12 protein-coding genes are annotated in these 16079 nt (G+C 74.1%); 8 read left to right on the top strand and 4 right to left on the bottom strand.

The annotated features are described in order from the left end of the window. Window positions 1-20 precede the first annotated feature (20 nt). Complete coding sequence (locus tag STBA_RS23705; RefSeq protein ID WP_077061172.1) at window positions 21-1025, bottom strand: sugar ABC transporter substrate-binding protein; 1005 nt, start codon at window positions 1023-1025, stop codon at window positions 21-23. A gap of 153 nt (window positions 1026-1178) precedes the next feature. Here STBA_RS23705 and iolC point away from each other — a divergent pair, with 153 nt between their 5' ends. From iolC to STBA_RS23680, 5 genes are all read left to right on the top strand, one after another. Next, a complete protein-coding gene (gene iolC, locus STBA_RS23700) occupies window positions 1179-2195 on the top strand; it encodes a 5-dehydro-2-deoxygluconokinase (protein ID WP_077061171.1) in 1017 nt (338 codons plus the stop codon). Next, entirely contained in the window at window positions 2192-3070 is an 879-nt protein-coding gene (locus STBA_RS23695; protein WP_077061170.1) for a deoxyribose-phosphate aldolase, read from the top strand. Before iolC ends, STBA_RS23695 begins: the two co-directional genes overlap by 4 nt. A gap of 109 nt (window positions 3071-3179) precedes the next feature. Beyond that, a complete protein-coding gene (gene iolB, locus STBA_RS23690) occupies window positions 3180-4085 on the top strand; it encodes a 5-deoxy-glucuronate isomerase (RefSeq protein ID WP_253194939.1) in 906 nt (301 codons plus the stop codon). Between the two features lies 1 nt (window position 4086). After that, complete coding sequence (gene iolD, locus STBA_RS23685; RefSeq protein ID WP_077061169.1) at window positions 4087-5961, top strand: 3D-(3,5/4)-trihydroxycyclohexane-1,2-dione acylhydrolase (decyclizing); 1875 nt, start codon at window positions 4087-4089, stop codon at window positions 5959-5961. Between the two features lie 44 nt (window positions 5962-6005). After that, window positions 6006-7502 carry a CoA-acylating methylmalonate-semialdehyde dehydrogenase gene (locus tag STBA_RS23680; RefSeq protein ID WP_077061168.1) on the top strand — a complete coding sequence of 499 codons (1497 nt, stop codon included), beginning with the start codon at window positions 6006-6008 and terminating at the stop codon, window positions 7500-7502. Window positions 7503-7740: 238 nt separating this feature from the next. On the opposite strand, the gene STBA_RS23675 is transcribed toward STBA_RS23680, so the two are convergent. Further along, the gene (locus STBA_RS23675) at window positions 7741-8361 is read right to left on the bottom strand and encodes a VTT domain-containing protein (protein ID WP_079252128.1); all 621 of its coding nucleotides are present in this window, start codon (window positions 8359-8361) and stop codon (window positions 7741-7743) included. Window positions 8362-8589: 228 nt separating this feature from the next. Between STBA_RS23675 and STBA_RS23670 the strand changes: the two genes are divergently transcribed. Further along, the gene (locus STBA_RS23670; RefSeq protein ID WP_077061166.1) at window positions 8590-8805 is read left to right on the top strand and encodes a heavy-metal-associated domain-containing protein; all 216 of its coding nucleotides are present in this window, start codon (window positions 8590-8592) and stop codon (window positions 8803-8805) included. A 259-nt stretch (window positions 8806-9064) separates the two neighbouring features. On the opposite strand, the gene STBA_RS23665 is transcribed toward STBA_RS23670, so the two are convergent. Both STBA_RS23665 and STBA_RS23660 read right to left on the bottom strand, forming a co-directional pair. Further along, the gene (locus tag STBA_RS23665; RefSeq protein WP_107485101.1) at window positions 9065-10390 is read right to left on the bottom strand and encodes a citrate synthase; all 1326 of its coding nucleotides are present in this window, start codon (window positions 10388-10390) and stop codon (window positions 9065-9067) included. Between the two features lie 126 nt (window positions 10391-10516). Beyond that, window positions 10517-12754, bottom strand: a complete 2238-nt coding sequence (locus STBA_RS23660) for an ATP-dependent RecD-like DNA helicase (protein WP_077061164.1) — start codon at window positions 12752-12754, stop codon at window positions 10517-10519. Window positions 12755-13075: 321 nt separating this feature from the next. On the opposite strand from STBA_RS23660, the gene STBA_RS23655 reads away from it, so the two are divergent. Further along, complete coding sequence (locus STBA_RS23655) at window positions 13076-15103, top strand: PEP/pyruvate-binding domain-containing protein (protein ID WP_079252127.1); 2028 nt, start codon at window positions 13076-13078, stop codon at window positions 15101-15103. Then, a complete protein-coding gene (locus STBA_RS23650; RefSeq protein WP_077061163.1) occupies window positions 15100-16041 on the top strand; it encodes a hypothetical protein in 942 nt (313 codons plus the stop codon). The genes STBA_RS23655 and STBA_RS23650 overlap by 4 nt, the downstream gene beginning before the upstream one ends. Window positions 16042-16079: the final 38 nt, after the last annotated feature.

The raw sequence follows: 16079 nt of genomic DNA, 5'->3' as shown, positions 1-16079 counted from the left end.
CGAGGGGACAGCGGCCGCGGTCACCGGGTGCCCCGCTCGGCAAACTCGGCGACCGCCTCGATGTTCTCGCCGTCGACGAACGCGGGCCCGGTGAGCACCGGTTCGGCACCGCCGCCGCTGAAGTTGCCGTTGTTGTGGTAGAGCCACAGGCTGTCGATCGCCAAGTAGCCCTGGAGGTACGGCTGCTGGTCGACGGCGAACTCGACCTGGCCCTCCTCGATGGCCGGCACGATCTCGGTGTTGAGGTCGAACGTCGCGATCGTGGCCTCGCTGCCCGCGTCGGCGACCGCGTCCACGGCCGTCAGCGCGAACGGCGCGCCCAGCGCCACCACGTAGTCGACGGAGGAGTCCTGCCGCAGCTTCGCCTCGATGGTGGCGCGCACCGAGGGCATGTCGGCGCCCTCCACGTACAGGATCTCCGTCTCGCCCTCGAAGGTTTCGGCGACGCCCGCGCAGCGCGCCTCGTGCCCCACGTTGCCCTGCTCGTGGATGACGCAGACATTGTGCTCGGCGCCCTCCTCGTTCAGCCGCTCGCCGAACGCCCGGCCGGAGACGGTCTCGTCCTGGCCGAAGAACGACAGCAGGCCCAGCTCCTGCCAGGCGTCCATGCCCGAGTTGAGGCCGACGACGGGGATGCCCGCGTCCGTGGCCGCCCGGATCGCCTCCGACAGGCCCTCGGGGTTGGCCAGGGAGACGGCGATGCCGTCCACGTCCTGGTCGATCGCGTTCTGGATGAGGTTGGCCTGCCCGGCGACCGCCGGATCGCTCGCGTAGATCAGCTCCGCGTTGCTCTTCTGCGCGCCGGCCTCGGCCCCCTTGCGGACGGTGTCCCAGAACGTGTCGCCCGGCGCGCCGTGCGTGATCAGCGCGACCTCCATGCGGGGCGTGTCCGCCTGCCCCGCGGCGGCCGCCTCCTCGGCGCGCTCCCTGGCGGCCTTGCCGCCGGAGCTGCTCGAACAGGCCGCCGTGAGCAGCAGGCCCGCCGCACAGGCGGCCGCGCAGGCGGCGCGATACACACGATTCATCGTCCGGTACCTCACTTCGGTGTGAGAGCTGGGGCCGTGGCGCGGATTCGGTAGTGCACGATGCGCAGCAAACTCCCCATCCGGCGAGCATGTCAATACTTTGTCCTGACAATACATTGACAGGCGCTCGTGCCGCGCCTACACCTGAGGGGTATGGCCGGACCGTTGGACCTCATCACCATGGGACGCATCGGCGTTGACATCTACCCGCTCCAGACCGGCGTGCCCCTGCCGCGCGTGGAGACTTTCGGGAAGTTCCTCGGCGGCTCCCCGACGAACGTGGCGGTCGCCGCCGCCCGCCTCGGCCGGGCGGCGGCCGTCATCAGCAGGACCGGGCAGGACCCGTTCGGCGAGTACTGCCACCAGGCGCTCCGCGAGTTCGGCGTGGACGACCGGTGGGTGACCGCCGTTCCCGGGCTGCCGACGCCCGTCACGTTCTGCGAGATCTTCCCGCCGGACGACTTCCCGCTGTACTTCTACCGGCTGCCGAAGGCGCCGGATCTGGTGATCAGACCCGAGGAGCTCGACCTGCCCGCCATCGCGGCGGCCCGCGTCTTCTGGATCAGCGGCACGGGGCTGTGCGACGAGCCGAGCCGCGGCGCGACGCTGGCCGCGCTGCGGGCGCGCACCGACGCGGGCCGCGGGGGCCGCGGGGGGCAGGTCGCCACAATCTTCGACCTCGACTGGCGGCCGATGTTCTGGCCCGAGGGCTCGCCCGACGCGGCGCGCGAGCACTACCGGGCCGCGCTGGCGCACGCCACCGTCGCGGTGGGCAACCTGGCGGAGTGCGCCGTTGCCACCGGCGCGACGGAGCCGCGCGCCTGCGCCGACGCGCTGCTCGCCGCCGGGGTCGAACTGGCCGTCGTCAAACAGGGCCCGGCCGGGGTGCTGCTGGCGCACCGCGACGGCACCACCGCGGAAGTGCCGCCGCACCCCGTGGAGGTGGTCAACGGGCTCGGCGCGGGCGACGCGTTCGGCGGGGCCCTGTGCCACGGGCTGCTCGCCGGCTGGCCGCCCGAGCGGCTCGCCCGGTACGCCAACGCGGCCGGCGCGCTCGTCGCGGGGCGCCTGGCCTGCTCCGCCGCCATGCCCTACGCCGACGAGGTGGACGCACTGCTCGCCGGACCGGGCGCCGAGCCGGGCAACGCACCCCAGGGGAGCCCTTCGTGACCATCAGCGTCTCCGACCTCGTCACCGTGCGCAGCCGCCACCCCGAGGCGATAGCCGAGGCCGCCGCCCGGCGGGCGCGCCGCCCGCTGCTGGGCGAACGCGGCCGGCTGCTGATCATCGCCGCCGACCACCCGGCGCGCGGCGCACTGGCCGTCGGCGGCCGGAAGATGGCCATGGGCAACCGGCTCGACCTGCTGGAACGGCTGACGCTCGCGCTGTCGCGGCCCGGCGTCGACGGGGTGCTCGCCACCGCGGACGTGCTGGACGACCTGCTGCTGCTCGGCGCCCTGGAGCACAAGGTGGTCATCGGCTCGATGAACCGCGGCGGCCTCGCCGGGGCCGCGTTCGAGCTGGACGACCGGTTCACCGGCCACCGCCCTCGCGACATCGAACGGCTGGGCTTCGACGCGGGCAAACTGCTGCTGCGCATCGACTACTCGGACGCCGGTTCGCTGGCCACCCTCGACGCGGCGGCCCGCGCGGTCGACGAGATGGCCCGGCGGCGGCTGCCCGTGTTCGTCGAGCCGTTCCTGTGCCGCCGTGTCGACGGCAAGGTCACCAGCGACCTCGGCGCCGAGGCCGTCGCCACCTCCCTCGCCATCGCCTCCGGGCTCGGCGGCACCTCCGCCTACACGTGGCTGAAGGTGCCGGTCGGCCCCGATCCGGCGGCGACGGAACGGGCCCTGGCCGCCTCGACCCTGCCGGCCGTGCTGCTCGGCGGCGAGGTGACCGGCGACCAGGAGGCCACGTACGGCAGGTGGCGCGCCGCGCTGCGCCTGCCGACCGTCCGCGGCCTGGTCGTGGGCCGCACGCTGCTCTACCCGCCCGACGGGGACGTGGCACGAGCCGTGGACACCGCCGCGGGGCTGCTGTGAGCCGGCGGCCCGGCCCCGCCCGCGCACCTGCCCCCGGCGGCCACGGCCCGTACGCGTCGACCCCCGCCGCCTGCCGTCCGCTGACCGACTGCCGTGAGGACGTGACCCGTTGACTCCACGCATCCGAACCGCCGACGCCTGCCATCTGCCCGCGGGCTCCGCCGCGGCCGGGCCCTACGCCCTGAAGGTTTCGCCGGAGAGCGCCGGCTGGGCGCACTCCTCGCTGCGCGTGCTGCCGCTGGCTCCCGGCGGGCGGCACACGTTCGCCACCGGCGACAGCGAGTGGATCGTGCTGCCGCTGTCCGGCTCCTGCACCGTCGCCACCGGCGGCGAGACGTTCGAACTGCGGGGTCGCAGCGGCGTGTTCGCCGCCGTCTCCGACTTCGCGTACGTGCCGCGCGATGCCGAGGCCACGCTGGTCTCGGCGGCCGGCGGCCGGTTCGCCCTGGCCGGGGCGCGCTGCACGCGCCGCCTGCCCGCCCGCTACGGGCCCGCGGACGGCGTGCCGGTGGAGCTGCGCGGCGCGGGCGGCTGCTCCCGCCAGGTCAACAACTTCGCCGCCGCCGGGGTGTTCGAGGCCGACCGGCTGATCGCCGTCGAGGTGCTGACGCCCGGCGGCAACTGGTCCTCCTACCCGCCGCACAAGCACGACCAGCCGCGGCCGGGCGAGGAGTCGGTCCTTGAGGAGATCTACTACTACGAGATCGCGGACGCGCCCGCCCACCCGGCCGCCGAGGGCGTCGGCTACCAGCGCGTGACGCCCTCCGGGCACGGCACCGGGACGGACGTTCTGGCCGAGGTGCGCACCGGCGACGCGGTACTCATCCCCGACGGCTGGCACGGCCCGTCCATCGCCGCGCCGGGACACGACATGTACTACCTCAACGTCATGGCGGGCCCGGACGCCGAGCGCGCCTGGCTGATCAGCGACCACCCCGACCACGCCTGGATCAGGGACCGCTGGCGCGACGAGCGGACCGACCCCAGGCTGCCCTTCTACCGGCCGGAGGCGTGATATGACGGCTCACCTGACCGTGGCGCAGGCCCTGGTCCGCTTCCTCGCCCACCAGTACACCGAACGTGACGGCCGGCGGCACCGGCTGATCGAGTCCTGCTGGGGCATCTTCGGGCACGGCAACGTCGCGGGCATCGGCCAGGCCATCGTGCAGAGCGGCCACGCCCCGGGGGCCGAACTGCCGTTCCACCAGGGCAGGAACGAGCAGGCGATGGTGCACGCGGCCGTCGGTTTCGCGCGGCAGCGCAACCGGCTCTCGGCCCAGGCCGTCACCACCTCCATCGGCCCGGGCGCCACCAATCTCGTCACCGGCGCCGCGCTCGCCACCGTCAACCGGCTGCCCGTGCTGCTGCTCCCGGGCGACACGTTCGCCACCAGGCCCGCGGACCCCGTGCTCCAGCAGCTCGAACACCCGGGCGCGGGCGATGTGTCGGTGAACGACGCGCTGCGGCCGGTCAGCCGCTGGTTCGACCGGGTGCACCGTCCCGAGGCGCTGATCCCTGCCGCGCTCCAGGCGATGCGAGTGCTCGCCGACCCGGCCGCCACCGGCGCCGTCACGCTGGCGCTGCCGCAGGACGTGCAGGCCGAAGCCCACGACTGGCCCGAGGAGTTCTTCGCCGTGCGGGTCTGGCCGGTGCCGCGCCCGGCGCCCGACCCGGCCGCGCTTGCCGCCGCCGCGCACGCGGTGCGGGCGGCCCGCAGGCCGCTGCTCGTGGCGGGCGGCGGCGTGCACCACAGCGAGGCCGAGGACGCGCTGCGGGCGCTTGCCGACGCCACCGGCATCCCGGTGGCCACCACGCAGGCCGGTAAGGGCGCCCTGCGCCACGACCACCCCTGCGAGGTGGGCGGCATCGGCCACACCGGCACCGCGGTCGCCGACGAACTGGCCCGCCGCGCCGATCTGGTGATCGGCGTGGGCACCCGCTGGACGGACTTCACCACCGCGTCCGGCACGCTGTTCGCCGCGCGGGACGTCCGTTTCGTCAACCTCGCCATCGACGGCCACGACGCGCACAAGATGGGCGGCCTGCCGGTGGTCGCCGACGCGCGCGCCGGCCTGGCCGCCCTGGCCGAGGCGCTGGCCGGGTACCGGGTCGACGAGGCGTACGCCGCGGAGTACGCGGCCGGGAAGAAGCGCTGGGAATCGGTCACGCGCGCCGCGTTCACCCCGCACGCCGAGAGCGCACGCCCCACCCAGACCCAGGTGATCGGCGCGCTGGACGCCCTCGTCGAGGACACGGACGTCGTCATCAACGCGGCCGGTTCCATGCCGGGCGACCTGCACAAACTGTGGCGCGCCAGGTCCCCGCGCCAGTACCACCTGGAGTACGGCTACTCCTGCATGGGCTACGAGATCCCCGCCGCGATCGGCGTGGCCCTGGCCGCGCCCACCCGCACCGTGTGGGCGCTGGTCGGCGACGGCACCTACCTGATGATGCCCACCGAGCTGGTCACGGCCGTCCAGGAGGGCATCCCCATCAAGCTGGTGCTGGTCCAGAACCACGGCTACGCCTCCATCGGCGGCCTGTCCGAGGCGACGGGCGCGGAGGGCTTCGGCACCGCCTACCGCTACCGCGCGGCCGACGGCACCTACACCGGCGACCCGCTGCCGGTCGACCTGGCGGCGAACGCCGCTTCGCTCGGTCTGACCGTCTTCCGCGCCGCGACCAGTGCGGAGCTGCGCGGCGCGCTGGCCGCGGCGCGCGCCGCGCAGGGGCCCGCCTGCGTCTACGTCGAGACCGATCCGGCGCCCACCGCGCCGCCTGCCGCGGCATGGTGGGACGTGCCGGTCGCGGCGACCGCCGCCCGGCCGGCCGCCCGCAGGGCCCGCGCCGCGTACGAACGCCACGCCGCCACCCGCCGCCGCCACCTGTGACCACCGGCACCCGTGACCACCGGCATCCCGAAAGAGGGCAACGCATGAGGACCATCGGCCACTTCGTCGACAACGAGCCCGTCGCGGGCGCCTCGGGCCGCTTCGGGCCCGTGTGGGACCCGGCCACGGGCGAGCAGTCGGGGCACGTCGCGCTCGCCTCCGCCGCCGAGGTCGACACGGCCGTCGCCGCGGCGGCGCGGGCCGCCCGTTCCTGGGGCGCGGCATCGCTGGCGCGGCGCACCTCGCTGCTGTTCCGCTACCGCGAGCTGCTGACGGCCCGCCGGGAGGAGCTGGCCGCGCTGATCACCGCGGAGCACGGCAAGGTGCCGGGGGACGCGCTGGGGGAGGTGGCGCGCGGCCTGGAGATCGTGGAGCTGGCGTGCGGCATCACGCAGCAGCTGAAGGGCGAGCTGTCCACGGAGGCGTCCACCGGGGTGGACGTCGCCTCGTTCCGCGGGCCGCTGGGCGTGGTCGCCGGGATCACGCCGTTCAACTTCCCCGCGATGGTGCCGCTGTGGATGTTCCCGGTGGCCGTCGCCTGCGGGAACGCGTTCGTGCTGAAGCCGAGCGAGAAGGACCCCTCGGCGGCCCTGCGGCTCGCGGAGCTGGCCGCGGAGGCCGGGTTCCCGCCCGGCGTGCTCAATGTCGTCAACGGCGACCGGGAGGCCGTCGACCGGCTGCTGGCCCACCCGGACGTGGCCGCGGTGAGCTTCGTCGGCTCCACGCCGGTGGCCCGCGCGGTGCAGCAGGGCGCGGTCGCGCACGGCAAGCGCGTCCAGGCGCTCGGCGGCGCGAAGAACCACATGCTGGTCCTGCCGGATGCCGACCTCGACATGGCCGCGGACAGCGCGATCGGCGCCGCGTACGGTTCCGCGGGCGAACGCTGTATGGCCGTCTCGGTGGTGGTGGCGGTCGGCGACGACACCGCGGACGCGCTGGTCGCCCGGCTCGCGACGCGGGCCGCCGCGGTGCGCATCGGCCCCGGCACGGACCCGGACGCGGAGATGGGGCCGCTGATCACGGCCGAGCACCGGGACCGGGTCGCGGCCTACGTCCGCGGCGCGGCCGACCAGGGCGCGGAGGTCGTGCTGGACGGAACGGGGTACGCGGTGCCGGGGCACGAGGCGGGCTTCTTCCTCGGGGTCTCCCTGCTCGACCGCGTGACGCGGGAGATGGACGCCTACCGGGACGAGATCTTCGGCCCCGTGCTGTGCGTGGTGCGCGCCACGTCCTACGAGGAGGGGCTCGCGCTGATCAACTCCTCGCCGTGGGGCAACGGTTCGGCCGTGTTCACCCGCGACGGGGGCGCGGCCCGGCGCTTCCAACTGGACGTCGAGACGGGCATGGTCGGGGTGAACGTGCCGATCCCCGTGCCGGTGGGCTACCACTCCTTCGGCGGCTGGAAGGCGTCCCTGTTCGGCGAGCACCACATCTACGGCCCCGACGGCGTGCGGTTCTTCACCCGCGGGAAGGTGGTCACCACCCGCTGGCCCGAGCCGGCGGACGGCGGCGTCAGCCTGGGCTTCCCCCGCAACCACTAGTGTCCTGCGGTCTTGTCGGAGCAGCCCGCGGCGTCAGATGCGGCACTCCCCCAGCCTGGCGGCTGGGGGAGTGCCGTAGCTGGGGGCACCTTCCGGACGGAGTCCGGGGGAGTCGCGGGCCGGTCAGATCGGCAGGACAGGGCCTGCGAACGCCGGGGATCGGGGGCGGGCGGCGCCGTCCGCCGCCGTCGTCCGGCACGGTCGCGGACGGCAGGCCGTCCTGGCCGCCGGGAGACGATCACGGAGTGGGTGTCACGCCGCCAGGGGCGTCGCGGCCGGTCGCGCTGAGGCCGCCGCCCGGCACCGGGCGGGCGGCGCGGCTCAGCAGTTGCGCGATGCCCGCGACGACCAGGGACACGCCCCAGCCGATGAGCATGGCGGACCAGGTACTGCCCAGCGCCGAGCCGCCCCAGTACCCGAGGGCGACGCTGTAGGAGGCCCACACCGCCTCGGCGATGCCGGCGCCCAGCAGGTAACGGGGCGCCCCGTAGCGGACCAGGGCGGCGGTGAGCCCGCCGACGAGCCGGCCGCTCGGCACGAATCTGACGCCGATGACGAACGGCAGCCCGTGGGCGTGTATGCGGTCCGCGGTCCAGGCGAGCGCCGCCTTGCGCCGCGGGGTGCGGTCCAGCCAGGCGTGGGCCCGGCGGCTGCCGATCCGGCCGAGGCCGTAGACCGCCGCGTCGCCCGCGAGGGCGCTGCCCGCCACGACGAGCAGCACGAGGATCAGGCTGAGGTCCCCCGCCTCCGCGAGCGCGCCTGCGGAGGCGATGAGTGCCGCGTTCGGCACCAGCGGGGGGAACGTGGTGAGCGCGAGCATGCCGTACATCCACAGCGTGCCGTCCATGCCGTCAGTCATTCCCTCCCCGCGGGGCGCCGTGACACCCGCCTCAACCTGTCAGTTAAAGCTGACACGTTGGCATCTCAACGCGAAAGGGTGTTTCCGGCATTCCCGGGGCGGCCCCGGGTCCCCCCTAGGGGCCCGCGGGGGCACCCCGAGAACACCCGGGTCGCTGGCCTGCATACCCCAAGGGGGTATACACTCGGCAGCACGCGAGGCCACCGGACGAGCAAGGAGAGACACATCATGAGCACGATCACGTACAAGGTTTCCGGCATGACCTGCGGCCACTGCGAGGGCGCGGTCAAGCAGGAGGTCGCGGGGCTCCCCGGCGTCACCGGGGTGACGGCCGCCGCGGGCACGGGCCTGGTCACCGTGACGGCCGAGGCGCCGCTCGACGACGACGCGGTGCGCGCGGCCGTCGACGAGGCCGGATACGAACTTGTCGGACGCGCCGAGTAGTTCGCCGCGGAGCGGGCAGACGACAGAACGGGCGGACGCCGGAGCAGGCGAACGAGAACGGAAAAGCGCCCCGCCGGCGGGTCCCCCCACAGGGCCCGGCGCGGGGCGCTTCCTGCCGTTCGTTCAGAGCGTCCCCCCACGGGACCCCGGTCGAACGGCCGTCGGCGTGAATCCAGCCGAATCCGCGCCAACGTCGACCGGTTAGACCCACGACTCCATCAAAGGTTGCACACCAGTTGGTGTGACCTGCGTCACACCCTCATCGCTGCTCGACCGGCCGGTAGTCGCGCTCGGCGACCCCGGTGTAAATCTGCCGCGGACGGCCGATCCTGGTGGTCGGGTCGGTGATCATCTCGTGCCACTGGGCGATCCAGCCCGGCAGCCGGCCCATCGCGAACAGCACGGTGAACATGCTGGTCGGGAAGCCCATCGCCCGGTAGATCAGCCCCGTGTAGAAATCCACGTTCGGGTACAGGTTGCGCGAGACGAAGTAGTCGTCGCTGAGAGCGTGCTCCTCCAGGCGGAGCGCGATGTCCAGCAGCTCGTCCGATTTGCCGAGCGCCGAAAGGACGTCGTGCGCCGCCGCCTTGATGATCTTCGCCCGCGGGTCGAAGCTCTTGTAGACGCGGTGCCCGAAGCCCATCAGGCGGACACCCTGCTCCTTGTTCTTCACCTTGCGGATGAAGCTGTCGACGTCGCCGCCCTGCCGCTGGATGTCCTCCAGCATCTCCAGGACCGCCGCGTTCGCCCCACCGTGCAGCGGGCCCCAAAGCGCGTTGATGCCCGCGGAGATGGAGACGAACAGGTTGGCCTGGGAGGAGCCGACGATCCGCACGGTGGACGCCGAACAATTCTGCTCGTGGTCCGCGTGCAGGATCAGCAGCTTGTCCAGCGCGTTCGTGACGACCGGGTTGACGTCGTACTCGGCGGCCGGCACCGAGAACGTCATCCGCAGGAAGTTCTCCACGTAACCGAGGTCGTTGCGCGGGTAGACGATGGGGTGCCCCATCGCCTTCTTGTACGCGTAGGCCGCGATCGTCGGCAGCTTGGCGAGCAGCCGGATCGTGGAGATGTGCCGCTGCCGCTCGTCGAACGGATTGTGGCTGTCCTGGTAGAACGTCGACAGCGCGCTCACCACGGAGGTCAGCATCGCCATCGGGTGGGCGTCCGAGGGGAAGCCGTCGAAGAAGCGCTTCACGTCCTCGTGAAGCAGCGTGTGCTGGGTGATCTCGTCGCGGAACGTCGCCAGCTCGTCCACCGTCGGCAGCTCACCGTTGATCAGGAGGTAGGCCGTCTCCAGGAACGTGCCGTGCTCCGCCACCTGCTCGATCGGGTATCCCCGGTACCGGAGAATGCCCTGCTCCCCGTCGAGGTAGGTGACGGCCGAGGTACAACCGGCCGTGTTGCCGTAACCGGAATCCAGGGTCACCAGACCGGTCTGCGCCCGCAGCTTGCCGATGTCGAAGCCCCGGTCGCCGACCGAGCTGTTCACCAGCGGGTAGCGATACTCGTCGCCGCCGTGCCGCACTACTACTGCATCGTCTGCATTGTCGCCGTAGCGGTTTTCGCTCACGTCATCCCTCACCGACGTTGTGCCTCTTCTTCGAGGTGCCCTGACTCCCTCCACTGTCCCCCATCTGGCGCCAAGATGTGCACTCGGGGTCGGCCATTGGGCCACTTTCTGGCACGGGGTGCCGCGAAAATCAGGGCATCAGGGAACTATCGCCCCGGACAGCCGCGCGTCGAGCGCCGTGCACCGGCGCCCCGCGGAGACGTTGCGCACCGCCTGGCCCAGCGCGCGCCGGGACCCCACCAGCACGACGAGGCGCTTGGCGCGCGTCACCGCCGTGTACAACAGGTTGCGCTGGAGCATCATCCATGCGCTCGTCGTCACCGGCACGACCACGCACGGATACTCACTGCCCTGCGAACGGTGGATCGTGACGGCATAGGCGTGGGCCAGCTCGTCCAGCTCCGCGAAGTCGTACGCCACCTCCTCGTCCTCGTCCGTACGCACGGTCAGCGACTGGTCCACCTCGTCCAGGGCGGTCACGATGCCGACCGTGCCGTTGAACACGCCGTTCGCACCCTTGTCGTAGTTGTTGCGGATCTGCGTGACCTTGTCCCCCACCCGGAAGACCCGCCCGCCGAAGCGCTTCTCCGCGAGCCCCGGCCTGGCCGGGGTGACGGCCTGCTGGAGCAGTCCGTTGAGCACACCCGCACCCGCGGGACCGCGGTGCATCGGGGCCAGCACCTGCACGTCACGCCGCGGATCGAGACCGAACTTCGCCGGAATCCTGCGGGCCGCCACGTCCACGGTGAGCCGGCCCGCCTCCTCGGTGTCGTCCTCCACGAAGAGGAAGAAGTCCGCCAGGCCCTGCGTCACCGGCGGCAGGCCCGAGTTGATCCGGTGCGCGTTCGTCACCACGCCGGACTGCTGCGCCTGCCGGAAGATCTTCGTCAGCCGCACCGCGGGCACCGGGCTCCCGGGCGCGAGCAGATCCCGCAGCACCTCCCCCGCGCCGACCGAGGGCAGCTGGTCCACATCCCCCACCAGCAGCAGGTGCGCGCCCGGCGCCACCGCCTTCACCAGCTTGTTGGCCAGCAGCAGGTCCAGCATCGACGCCTCGTCCACCACCACCAGGTCCGCGTCGAGCGGCCGCTCCCTGTCGTAGGCCGCGTCCCCGCCCGGCTTCAGCTCCAGCAGGCGGTGCACCGTGGATGCCTCCGCGCCCGTCAGCTCCGACAGCCGCTTGGCCGCCCGGCCCGTCGGGGCGGCCAGCACCACCTTGGCGCGCTTGGCGCGCGCCAGCTCCACCACGGACCGCACGGTGAACGACTTGCCGCAGCCGGGGCCGCCGGTCAGCACCGCCACCTTCTCCGTCAGCGCGAGCCGGACGGCCTGCTCCTGCTCCTCGGCCAGGTCGGCGCCCGTCTGCCGGGCCAGCCAGCCGAGCGCCTTCGCCCAGTCCACGTCCGCGAACGCCGAGAGCCGGTCCCCCTCCGCGCCGAGCAGCCGCCGCACCTGCCCGGCCAGGGACAGCTCCGCGCGGTGGAACGGCACCAGGTAGACCGCCGTGACCGACTCCTCGGCCCCCTCCGGGTCCGGTACCCGCTCGCGCACCACGCCCCCGCCCCCGGCCTCGCCGTCCGGCTCGGCGGCCAGCTCGCCCAGGCAGTCGATCACCAGGCCCGTGTCCACCTGGAGCAGCTTCACCGCGTCCGAGATCAGCCGCTCCTCGGGCAGGTAGCAGTGCCCCTGGTCGGTCGCCTGCGAAAGCGCGTACGCCAGACCGGCCTTCACCCGCTCCGGGCTGTCGTGCGGAATGCCGACCGCCCGCGCGATCCGGTCCGCGGTCAGGAAGCCGATGCCCCACACGTCGGCGGCCAGCCGGTACGGCTGATTCTTCACGACGGAGATCGACGCGTCGCCGTACTTCTTGTAGATCCGCACGGCGATGGAGGTGGAGACCTCCACGCTCTGGAGGAAGACCATCACCTCCTTGATGGCCTTCTGCTCCTCCCAGGCCCCGGCGATCAGCGCCGTCCGCTTGGGGCCGAGCCCCGGCACCGCGATCAGCTTGTTCGCGTCCTCCTCGATCACGTCAAGCGTCGCCGTGCCGAAGTGGTCCACGATGCGCTCGGCCGTTTTCGGACCGATTCCCTTGATCAGCCCGGAGCCCAGATAGCGGCGGATGCCCTGGACGGTGGCGGGCAGCACCGTCGTGTAGTTCTCCACGGTGAACTGGCGCCCGTACTGCGGATGGGAACCCCAACGGCCCTGCATGCGCAGGGACTCCCCCACCTGCGCGCCGAGCAGCGAGCCGACCACGGTCAGCAGCTCCCCGCCGCCGTGCCCGGTGTCGACGCGCGCCACCGTATAGCCGTTCTCCTCGTTGGCATAGGTGATGCGCTCAAGGACGCCCTCGACCACCGCGCTCTGCGACATGGCCCCGACGTTAGCGCCGCCCACCGACACGCGGGGGGCGCAGGGGGGTGCAGGGCGGAAGCGCACCGAAGGGCCTGCCCCCCGCCAGGCCCTTCGCTCCCCTCCTCACCTCCATACGACCCGTCGCGCCCCCATTCGGTTGCACCGCGGTGCACAACTCCCTGCGATCCGCCGCATGCATATGCACAGGGCCGGTGACGGCCCGCGACAGCGACAGCGACACCCATTGGCCGAATTTCTGACACATCCCGTTTTGCTGTCAGGCACCGGCGCTTTCCCGGCGTCTCCCTCCAGGGCCGCAGGGATTGCAGGAGGCGGGCGATGCGCACATCAGACATCGAAGTCCACGACGACGCTCCGCTCGGCACGTTGGCGGACGTCGCCCTCGCACTGAACGACCCGCGCGCCACGCGCGCGGACCTCACCGGAAACAAGGCCGCGGCCCTCGCCAGGGCCGCCGGCGCCCGGCTGCCGGTGCTGCCGGGCTTCGTGGTCCTGCCGGCGGGCACCGCCCACCGGGGCCGCGATCTGCACGAATGCTGGCGGGAGTTGAGCGACGAGGGGCGCACGCCGCTGGTCGTGCGTTCCTCCTCGGCCGCGGAGGACACCGCGGACTCCTCCATGGCCGGCCGGTTCGCCTCCGTGCTCGACGTACGCGGCTGGGACGCGTTCCGCGAGGCCCTGCGCACCGTACGGGCCTCGGGCGAAGGCCACTTGGCCGTCCTCGTCCAGCCGCTGCTGCGCTCGCGGGTCGGCGGCGTGCTGTTCGGCGCCGACCCGGTCGCGGGCCGCACCGACCGGCTGCGGCTGAGCGCCGTCCCCGGCGGCCCGGACCGCCTGGTCGGCGGCGCGCTGCCCGGCACCGACCTCACGCTCACCCCGCACGGCCGCCCGGTCGCCCCCGGCGCCGCGGGCGGGCCGCTGCTCACGGGCGCGGAACTGCGGCGCCTCGCCGCGCTGGCGCGGCGCGCGCGGCGCCTGTTCGGCGGGCCGCAGGACATCGAGTTCGGCTTTGCGGAACACGGCGGCCGGCTCTGGCTGTTCCAGTCCCGGCCCATCACGGCGATGGCCGCGCGCCCCCCGCGCGGCGCCCGGCTGCTCGGCCCCGGGCCGATCGCCGAAACCCTGCCGGGCGTGCTGCGCCCGCTGGAGGAGGACCTGTGGGTCGTGCCGATGGCGCACGGCCTGGCCACCGCGCTCGACCTGGCCGGGGCCGCACCCCGCCGCACGCTGCGCGGGGTGCCCGTGGTGACGACCGTGGGCGGCCGGGCCGTGGCCGACCTGGCGCTGCTCGGCCTGGTGCCGCCGCGCCGCGGGCTCGCGGCCCGGCTCAACCCGGGCCCGCCGCTGCGGCGGCTGCGCGCCGCCTGGCGCGTGGGCCGGCTGCGGGTCGTCCTGCCGCAGCTGGCGACCGCGCTCCAGGCGGACGTGGACCGGCAGCTCGCCGAGGCCCCCGCGCCCGCGGGGCTGACGCCCGCGGCGCTGGTGTCCGCGCTGCGCTGGTCGCGGGCCACGCTGGTCGCCCTGCACGCCCAGGAGGCGCTCGCGGGCGCACTCCTCGCCGAGGACCGGCCCGGCGGCGGGGCCGCCGCGGCGCTCGCCGCCCTGCACCACGGGCGGGCAGAGGGGCTGACCGACGCCCAGCTGACGGCCGCGCGGCCCGAGGTCCTGGCGCTGGTGCCGCCCAGCCTGACCGAGCCGCTGCGGCTGCCCGACCGCGGCGCCGCGGGCACCGGGCCCGGCACCGGCACTCTCGGCACCCGGGAGGCGCTGCGGCTGCGCATCCGGTGGGTGCACGCCTTCCAGGTGGCGGTGGTCCGGGAGGCGGCGGTGCGCAGCGTCGGGGCGGAACGGATGGCGCTGCTGCGCTGGCCCGAGCTGCTGTCCGTGACCCGCGGCGGCCCGCCGCCCGCCGACCTGGCGCAGCGCCGCCCGCCGCGGGACGGGCCGCCGCTGCCCGACGCGTTCCGGCTGGGCGAGGGCGGTGTCGTGATCGCCCTGCCCGCGGCCGGTCCGCAGGCCGGGCAGGGCGTCTCCGGCGGCCGGGTGCTCGGCGTGGCCTGGGACGGCACGGACGAGCCGCCGCGGGACGCGGTGCTCGTGACGCGCACCCTGGACCCGGCGCTGGCGCCGCTGCTGCCCCGGCTCACGGGGCTCGTTGCGCAGACCGGCAGTTCGCTGTCCCATCTGGCGCTGCTGGCCCGGGAGTTGGGGCTTGCCGTGGTCACCGGGGCGGCGGGCGCGGTGGACCGTTTCCCGCCCGGAACGCCGGTGCTGCTCGACGGCGCCACCGGCGAGGTCACGGCGACAGGGCCGGCGGCGGACGCGGCGGCGGAGGTGCGGCCGTGAGAACCGCGCGCCTGGCCGCGTACGCCTTCGGCGGCGCCGCGGCGCTGGGCGCCGCGGTCTACCTGGTGATCTACCTCTACCGCTGGCAGTGGCAGCGCACGCTGATCTGCGGCGTGCTGCTGCTCATCGTCGAGGTGCTGCTGCTCGGCCTCGCCGCGCTGGACCGGCTGGGGCGGCTGGAAGCCCGGATGCGGGACGGCGACCGGCGGCAGGAGGAGATCCTCGCGCAGCTGCGCGCGGCGGACCGCGCGGCCGAGGCGGAACGGCGGCCGGGCGCGGGCGGGCCGCGGTTCGCCTGGCTGGACGGCGACCACAGCCGCACGTTCGTGTTCGTTCCGGTGCTCATGGTGACCGGCGTGGTGTTGTCCGGCCTCGCCTGGGTGGTGGAACGCATCGCCCGCGCCACCGTGCGCCCCACCGCACGCCGGCGCCTCGCCGGTCGCCTCGCGCCGCTGGCGGCGCCGCCGGGCGGCCCGTGGACCGGCGGGGACCCGCCTGACCTGCCGCCGCGCCCCGGCCTCGGCGCCGGGCCGCCGCGCCGCAGGCTGCTGCGCGCCGGGGCGGCGACGGTGGCCGTCGCCCTGGCCGCGGGGCTGTTCCTCGGCCTGTCCGCGATGACCGCAACCAAGCCGCCGGAGCGCGGCGGCGACACGGCCACCTCGGTGCTGTTCACCGTGGACGGCCGGGGCGTCGACGGGCGCCGCGCCGCCCTCGCCGCGCACCAGGTCTGGGAACGCTGCCGGGACGCCACCGCGGTGCCGCTGCTCCAGGCCGGGCTCGCCGAGCTGGACGACGGCCTGTACGCCGCGACCGTTCACCCCTCGCTCAGCGCGCACGACGAGCACCGCCTGCTCGGCTGTCTCCAGGACACCACCGTCGACCGCGCCCGGCTCAGCGTGCTCGGCACCGGCGCGGTCAACGCCGCGGACGCCCCTTGAGAGAGGGCCCAAAAGGAGCCGCATAGATTCGGTGAGTC

It is taken from the genome of Streptomyces sp. MP131-18, assembly GCF_001984575.1.
In the GTDB taxonomy this organism is placed as follows: domain Bacteria; phylum Actinomycetota; class Actinomycetes; order Streptomycetales; family Streptomycetaceae; genus Streptomyces; species Streptomyces johnsoniae.
Note: the sequence above shows the minus strand (reverse complement) of the source record. Positions and strands in the feature narration are given on the sequence as shown.